This is a genomic window from Microcoleus sp. T3_B1 (assembly GCF_036700445.1).
Lineage (GTDB): Bacteria > Cyanobacteriota > Cyanobacteriia > Cyanobacteriales > Microcoleaceae > Microcoleus.
In genome coordinates this window covers 58925-67003 of sequence record NZ_JAUBOX010000040.1, presented here as the reverse complement: position 1 = coordinate 67003, position 8079 = coordinate 58925, and the positions used below count along the sequence as shown (strand labels likewise).

Below are 8079 nucleotides of genomic sequence, written 5' to 3'. Positions count from 1 at the left end.
ACAAGATTCTTCTCAAAGTCCCCCTTCTTAAGGGGGATTTAGGGGGATCGAGATATGTGCAACTTCACATTAAATTGGTATCAACAATCAAGAGATATCTTTTCGTAGCGGCAACCTCACGGTAAACGTTGCCCCTTGTCCCTCACCCGCACTTGTTGCACAAACTGTACCGCCGTGGAGTTCTACTAAATGACGGACGATCGACAATCCTAGCCCCAATCCAGCGTCTCTGCGAGAGTAGCTACTATCCGCCTGACGGAAGCGATCGAACACATAGGGGAGAAAATCAGGGTTAATGCCCTTACCAGTATCGCTAACTTGGATTTGAGCCATGCCATCAATGTAGTCTAATGCGATCTCAATTCTTCCTCCGGCTGGGGTGAATTTAATCGCGTTTGAAAGTAGATTCCACACCACTTGTTGTAAGCGACTTGGATCGCCCAAAATCTTTGGTTTTAAAGGACTTAGCCTGGATTCAATTTGAATATTTTTGGCTTCTGCGGCGAAACGAATTACCCCGATCGCATTTTCAACCAGTGGATTGATCTCAACCTCAGAAGCATTGAGGCGAAATTGGCCTGTGGTAATCCGCGAAACGTCTAAGATATCATCGATGAGCTGGTTTTGTGCTTTGGCTGCGCGCTCGATCGTTTTTAGCGCCTCCTGGGTTTTAGCCTCGTCAAATTTTTTCACGCGCAGCAACTGTGCCCAGCCAATCATCGCATTCAGCGGCGTCCGCAGTTCGTGAGAGAGGACGGACAAAAACTCATCTTTGATGCGGTTGGCCTCCTCAGCAGCCGCACGGGCCGATTGTTCTTGAATCCGAAGGCTGCGTTCTCTCTCGTACTGTTTTTGATCGGTGATATCCTCGATCGCCAACAGAATCATCTGTGTATCGCCAAGCGGAGGCATTTTGCGGGCATTGAGCAGCATTATTTTATGCCCGATGTGTTCAAAGTTATGCTCGACTTCAAAATCTTTAAACTGGGGATTGCCTGCCAGAATTTCTTTGAGGAGCGATCGCAACTTGGGAATATTCCACTGTCCATTACCGAGATCGAAAAATGATCGGTGCTCTGTTTCGCTCGCCATCACCTGAAACGTCTCGTAGAAAGAACGATTGGCGGTGAGCGCCCGCAGGTTGAGATCTAATACTAGCAACGGTTCCCGCACGGTTTCCACGATCGTTTCGGCGTAATTTTTCGCTTCCATCAAATGCTGGGCGCTGACTTTTAGCTCGTTGATATCGACCAACATCAGCACCGCCCCATCAATCTTGTGGTCGAGCGTCCGGTAGGGTCGAATATGCAGCTCGTACCAACGACCGTCTCGATCTTGAACCTCCTGAACTTTCAAATTGAGCGTGCGGATCACGTCTAAAATCCATTGCTCTAAGTCCGGTACTATCAACTTGTGAGTGATGTCGCTCAAAGACCGCCCGACATCGGCAGAAATCAAGTTGAAGATGCCTTCAATTGCGGGAGTAAACCGGCGGATTCGCAGGTCGTTTCCCAGCATCAGGATCGGAATATTGATGCTGGTCAGGAGATTCTCTAAATCGTTGCTCACCTCAGTCGATTCCAAATTGCGCCGCTGCAATTCGTCATTAATCGTGTTGAGTTCTTCATTGGTTGCCTGAATCTCTTCTTTCGCCGTTTCGAGTTCCTCATTCATGCTTTGCAACTCTTCGTTGCTCGACAAAATCTCTTCGTTGGCGGCTCTCAAATCTTGATTAGCGGCTTGATGTTCTTGGACGATCGCTCCGAGATGTTCTTTTGTAGTTTTCAGTTCCTGTAGCAGCCTTGCAATCTCCTCACTTTCACCCTGTGAAGCATCAGAGTTGACTCTCTCCTGGTCAGCAGCAGCAGGCATTGCAGAGATCGGGGACTCCTCTTGAAACAACACTAAAAAATACTCTTTTGCCGCAGCGCCGGCTTGGAATGGAATCACATTAATTCCGACCTGCCGGAGGCGAGCGCCGTCTTTAAGTTGGAAGCCTGCCCGTGCGATCGGCTGCTTATGATGTGAGGCTTCTTGAATTGCAGTACGCAGTTCCACGCGCAATCCTTCTTTTGCCATTCTCAGCAGGCTAAAGCTCGCTCTACCGGGAGCCGGTTCTAGGTAGGCATTCGTCTGTCCTCGAAATTGCAGAATCTCGCTGGCTGTATTAATCACGACCCCGACAGGGGCATAGTGATTCAAAACAATGCGATCGGCCTCTTTCTCCATTTCGATTTCCTCCAATCTTTCGGCTTGCTGCGCTGGTGGGTTGGGTGGTGTCAGAGGGTAGTTGCTAGCATTTAAATCCATGCTAAGCCAATGCGTTACCTGTTTTTTAGTATAAATTTTATTCTTTTTATCGAATACCGCAAACAATATTGAAAACTCTCCAACCGTTTCCGAAGTGCCTAACAGCAAAAAGCCCGCGGGCCCAAGCCCATAGTGGAACATTGGCAGCAGTTTTTTCTGCAACAGGGGTGTCAGATAGATCAGCACGTTCCGACAGGTAATCAAATCCATCCGCGAAAAGGGCGGATCGCCGATCAGGTTTTGTCTAGCAAAGACGCAGAGTTCGCGCACGGGCTTAGCGATTTGGTATCCGCCCTCGACTGGGACAAAGAAGCGATTTAGGCGTTCGGGTGAAATATCGGCGACTTGGGCATTGGTATAAAACCCAGCGCGAGCGATCGCGATCGCATTTTCGCTGATGTCTGTGGCATAAATCTGAATCGGCAGGTTAGTAGATCGAGCTGCTAAAAACTCTAGCAAGCAGATGGCCATCGAGTAAGCTTCTTCACCCGTTGAACAGCCGGCAATCCAAATTCGGATCGGTTTTTTCGGCGATTTATCTTTGACGATTGCGGGAAAAACATTGCTGCTTAAGGCATCAAAGCTTTCTGGGTCGCGGAAAAAGCTGGTGACATGAATTAAGACATCGTGATACAGCGCCGTTACTTCTGCCGGGGTGTTTTGGAGATATTGGGCATAATCTTCGATCCGTTCCAGCTTGTAGAGCAACATCCGCCGATGTATCCGCCGCTTCAAGGTGGTTTGCTTGTAGTGAGTAAAGTCAACTCCTGCAGCCGCCCGCAGCAAACTGTAGATCATGGCGATCGCAAGTGAAGATGCCATCATGTAGGGATGACGGCCGATCTCTGCTATTTTATAGGCTATTTTTTCCGGTGGCAAGATAAAGTCTACCTGACCCGTAGCCGCCGCAGTATTCGGCATACTGCTAACTTGTGCCGTATCTTCACATTGGGCAAAAGTAATACCGCCTGCGGCCTTAATCGCTTTTAACCCTTGGGCACCATCGCTGTCGCCCCCGGACAAAATGACGCCGATGGATTTGTTCCCCCGTTCTTCGGCGAGGGAAAACATAAAAATATCGACGGACATAAATACCCCCTTTCGTTTGCCGCGAGGCGTTAGCTTCAGCACTGATCGCTCGATGGTCATGCTGAAATTCGCGGGGATAACGTAGACCTGATTCGGTGCTATCAGCATCCCATCTGTCACCTCATGCACGGGCATCTGGGTCGATCGACCCAGAATCAAACTCAAGCCACTTCCCTGATTCGGCAACATATGCTGAATTATTACAAACGCCATGCCGGTATCGATCGGCAAATGGCTCAGTAATTGCAGAAAGGCTTCCAATCCACCTGCAGATGCTCCTATTGCGACTACAGGAAATAAGTCGTTTTGATTGTTCTGCTTTTGATCAGTTTTGATAGCAGCTTTAGGTTTAAATTTCTTGGAATACTTATTCTGACTCATTTTTTTTACCAGATACCTTGGGCGCGTATTAGAGTTATATTGCATTTGTTTTTAATATATATATATATATATATCAAAATGAATAATGAGTCATCTACCTGCCGATATAATCTCTACGCGAACTCGGTCGGTGCGCTCCATCGATTTTAAAATTCTTATTGGGGAGTGCCATCTTTCCTAGTGGGGGACAAGATTGAAACGGGAAATCCCTTATAAATTGTACTAATTGTACTGTTAAGAGGGGAGAATCAGTGAACTTTCCAGATTCTGCGATCGTAGCAATTCTCTGAATGTTTGCGATCGAGTGGAGATCCCTAAATGCGCCAACTCCTCAATAAACTTCCAACCGGAATCTTGTCCACCCTTCTCAAGCAGTCGGGCTAGGGAGAATATGCGGGGAAGGAAAACAGTACGAAAACAGTACAATTAAGTACATAAGCCTAAAAAAACAGAACACCATACAGAACCGCAATTAATCTCGTTTTTAGGCAGGTTGTGGCGATCGCAAATTCGCTAGCGCCCCGTCGATGTAAACTATCTCTGGATTATTTTTTTAACTGCTTGAGTCATTTCCAGAGTATCGTTGATTAGCGGTTGCCAATATTGATCAAATTCAGCAATTACTTTCTGAACTTCTTCTGGTGTTGAAGTTTGAGGCTGTTAATTTGCAGACACAATCTAATAACTGAGTTTTTTATTTTCTCACAATCGGGCACTTTTTGCTAAAATCTTAAATAAAAGTAACAAAAATATATTTTAATGGGGTGAGGGAAATTAGGGAAATCCCAGCAGCGCTGCAAAGTTCGGATTCTCAAGACAGGCTGCCGGGGGTAACGGCTGTGAGAAAGTGCGACTCTGCGGTGGCGCTACCGATGTTGCTGAGGAAAGTGGACGATCGCTAGTTTATGGTGCGATCGTTCGTGGCGATGGAATGGCGGCAGAGTCAAACTGCGGAAGCTTTGGCGGCGCTGTTAAAAATGATGCAGTTCGATCGCGATCGGAACGTGCGCGCCGAAGCGGCTAACTCTTTGTCAAGGTTCGGGGCAGGTTTGCGTTGCGATGACAATTTGCTCGTCCCCCGCAGTATCATGGCTCGGTTGTGCGATCGGCTACCGCTGTTTCATCAATGAATACGTGGTTTTTGATGTGTATAGTATCTAGCGAACGCCTTCATTCATAGCGCAATTTTTGTACAAGTTCTGTAGCTTGCTCAGTCGCTACTAAAGTTTTTTTTACGCCTTAATTTTAAGAGGTTAAAAGTGCGGGACAAACTTGATATACTTACCTCTATGCCTTGGCGCTCTTTTATTTCAAGAGTGAATCTCTGTTTTGCCACGCACTTAGTATCTTCTGTGGTAAGTCAATAGAATATGCCGCCATCTCTAAATAATTGGCTTTTTTTACATCTTTAAAGTTTACAATCTTTGTGGCGGGTTTTATCTCAAAGTGCTGTAATTCAGTTATTTTTTGGTGACGATAGGCTATAAGCAATAGCATCTTTTGTCGCAAATGAAACAAATTATGCCAAAAAAACTTTTTTGGAAAATTCGCAGAATTATTGGGAAAAAGCACTGAGAGATAATTAGGGCGTAGTAGCTAAGTAAAATTAGCCCTCGCCTGTTTACACTAAGCAGGGAAAAACATGGCAATATTTCTGGGTACATCCTTAGAGGACACTCTCAAGGGCGGGTTAGGCAACGACAGCCTTTTTGGGGCAGACGGCAATGACTCACTTATTGGTTCTGGCTCCAATAACACCTTAGATGGGGGTCCAGGAAATGATACTCTCGAGCCAGACTTGGGCAACGATAGCTTGTTTGGCGGCGACGGGAATGACTCTATTTATGGCGGTTTTTATAGCTCCTCAAATAGCACCTTAGATGGGGGTGCTGGCGATGATACGATCGATGCCGAGTATGGGAATACCGGCCAGGTGCTACGAGGAGGAATCGGCAACGATTACTATCTAGCTCCACGGGGGAAAACGAGTCAGATTCAGGATACCGATGGCACAGATCGGCTGTTTGTTGGCAATTTCGATATCCAGGGCACAGATGTTTCTCTATCCTTGTCGCCTGGAAAGATTGGATTAACGCGACAAGGTACTAGCCTACTGATTGACATTAACGGAGACGGGATAGCAAAGCCTGCCGATGACTTGGTGATTTTAGACTTTTTCGGTGCATCCCCGACTGTCGCGGGTGCTGGCTTGATCGAAACCATCAACAACCTTTCTGGTACAGCAATCCTCGCTGCTAATCTCACTGAGGCTACGATAGCAGGCGGACTCAATGTAACCACAGGTACTCCCGGCGATGATAACCTCATAGGCACTGCCGGTGATGAGAACCTCTCAGGCTTAGAAGGCAATGACAACATCTCAGGCTTAGAAGGCAACGACACCCTGGTTGGCGGTGCAGGAGATAACAACCTCAGTGGTGGTGGGGGGAATGACAGCCTCTTTGGTGGCGACGGCAATGACACGCTGGATGGCGGTGCCGACAACGACACCATCAAGGGCAATGCCGGTACTAACAGCCTCAGCGGGGGTGCAGGAAATGACGACATCCGTGGCGGCAGCAACAATAGCACCCTGGATGGAGGTATGGGCGATGATATCTTGGATGGTGGTGGCCTCTTGTTAGGGGGAGATGGCAATGACTTGTTCTTTACCGGTGTAGGTAGTTCCAACAGCACTTTAGAAGGCGGTGCGGGTAACGATACGCTGAATTCCTACATCAGCAGTAATGGAGGCACTGATGTGCTGCGAGGCGGTGCAGGTAACGATTTATACAATTCCTCCAACAGCAAGTCGAGTCAGATTCAGGATACTGAGGGTATAGATAATGTGCAAATAGGTTTCGGCACCAGCACAAACCTTTCCCTGTCGCTGCTGGCGGCGGGAACTCAGGGGTTGGGGCGCCAAGGTACCAGTCTGGTAGTTGATATCAACAAAGACGGAATCGCCAACCCTGCTGATGACTTGGTGATTTTAGACTTCTTCGGTGCATCCCCGACTGTCGCGGGTGCTGGCTTAATCGAAACCCTCAACAACCTCTCTGGTAGCGACATTCTGGCTGCTAATTTACCAGACTCACCCACAGCGCCGACACCCACAGCGCCGACACCCACAGCGCCAACACCCACAGCGCCAACACCCACCGCGCCAACACCTACCGCGCCAACACCCACCGCGCCAACACCCACGGCGCCAACACCCACAGCGCCAACACCCACCGCGCCGACACCCACCGCGCCAACACCGGTTGCACTCCCACCGCTGCCACCCACACCAGTTACGACGCCCACACCGGCTACAACACCTACACCCGTTTTCACTCCCGCACCGCCTGTGACGATCGCACTTCCGATCGCACTCACAGTCACAAGCGCGCCCGCACCGACAGGCTCAGCGTCAGGGAACATCGGCAGCAACAGCAATGACGTGATTATTGCGATCGACGCTAACAGTCCCGTCTACGGCAACAAAGGCAACGACACCTTAATCGGCAATAGCGAAAACAACACATTTTTCGGAGGCAAAGGAGACGATGCCTTATTTGGCGACGACGGCAACGATCTCCTATTTGGCAACGACGGCAATGACACCGTGATTGGAGGCAGCGGTAACGATATTGAGTTAGGAGGAAAAGGTGACGACTTCTTGTATGGCGGCGACGGTAACGATGCCATCAGCGGCGATCTAGGCAACAATACGTTAGCCGGCGACGCTGGTAATGACTCCCTGTACGGCGGTAAAGATAACGATGCTTTGCTGGGCGGTACTGGCAACGATTTCCTCTATGCCAAAGAAGGCAACGACATTCTCAGTGGCGTTGACGGCACTGCTGCTAACCCAGGGCGAGGCGAAATCGATACGCTGATTGGCGCTGAAGGCAATGATACTTTCTTGCTGGGAGATGCCACCAAGTTCTATTACAACGATGGCAACGATACCGGCACTGGCGCAGGCGACTACGCTTTGATTGTCGGTTTTAACCCGACTGAAGATATCCTCCAACTTCAAGGTGCTCCTAGCACTTACCAGTTAGGTGCTTCACCCGAAGGATTGCCTGCTGGAACCGCTATCTTTAAGAAGACTTCGGGATCGGATGAATTGATTGCGATCGTCCAATCAGTTTCTTTCCTGGCTATTGACAGCACCTCTTTGCGCTTCGTCTAAGGGCAAAGTTCGCTCCCCCTCGATCGATCGGCGGTTGAAACCGCTTAAGAGTCAAACGAAGTCCCTCTCAAAGAGACTAAGAAATTTAAGTTAGATTAAGTCCTGCCTTTGGTGCA

4 protein-coding genes are annotated in these 8079 nt (G+C 48.7%); 3 read left to right on the top strand and 1 reads right to left on the bottom strand.

Annotated features, from left to right (window positions below):
- Window positions 1–87: 87 nt before the first annotated feature.
- On the bottom strand, window positions 88–3780 hold the full coding sequence (locus tag QT990_RS20905) for a chemotaxis protein CheB (protein ID WP_333465705.1): 3693 nt from the start codon (window positions 3778–3780) through the stop codon (window positions 88–90).
- Window positions 3781–4544: 764 nt separating this feature from the next.
- Between QT990_RS20905 and QT990_RS20900 the strand changes: the two genes are divergently transcribed.
- The 3 genes from QT990_RS20900 (at window position 4545) to QT990_RS20890 (ending at window position 7963) form a co-directional block, all read left to right on the top strand.
- Window positions 4545–4682, top strand: a complete 138-nt coding sequence (locus QT990_RS20900) for a hypothetical protein (protein WP_333465704.1) — start codon at window positions 4545–4547, stop codon at window positions 4680–4682.
- A 3-nt stretch (window positions 4683–4685) separates the two neighbouring features.
- On the top strand, window positions 4686–4910 hold the full coding sequence (locus QT990_RS20895) for a HEAT repeat domain-containing protein (RefSeq protein WP_333465703.1): 225 nt from the start codon (window positions 4686–4688) through the stop codon (window positions 4908–4910).
- A 512-nt stretch (window positions 4911–5422) separates the two neighbouring features.
- The gene (locus QT990_RS20890) at window positions 5423–7963 is read left to right on the top strand and encodes a calcium-binding protein (protein ID WP_333411667.1); all 2541 of its coding nucleotides are present in this window, start codon (window positions 5423–5425) and stop codon (window positions 7961–7963) included.
- The last annotated feature ends 116 nt before the right edge of the window (window positions 7964–8079 follow it).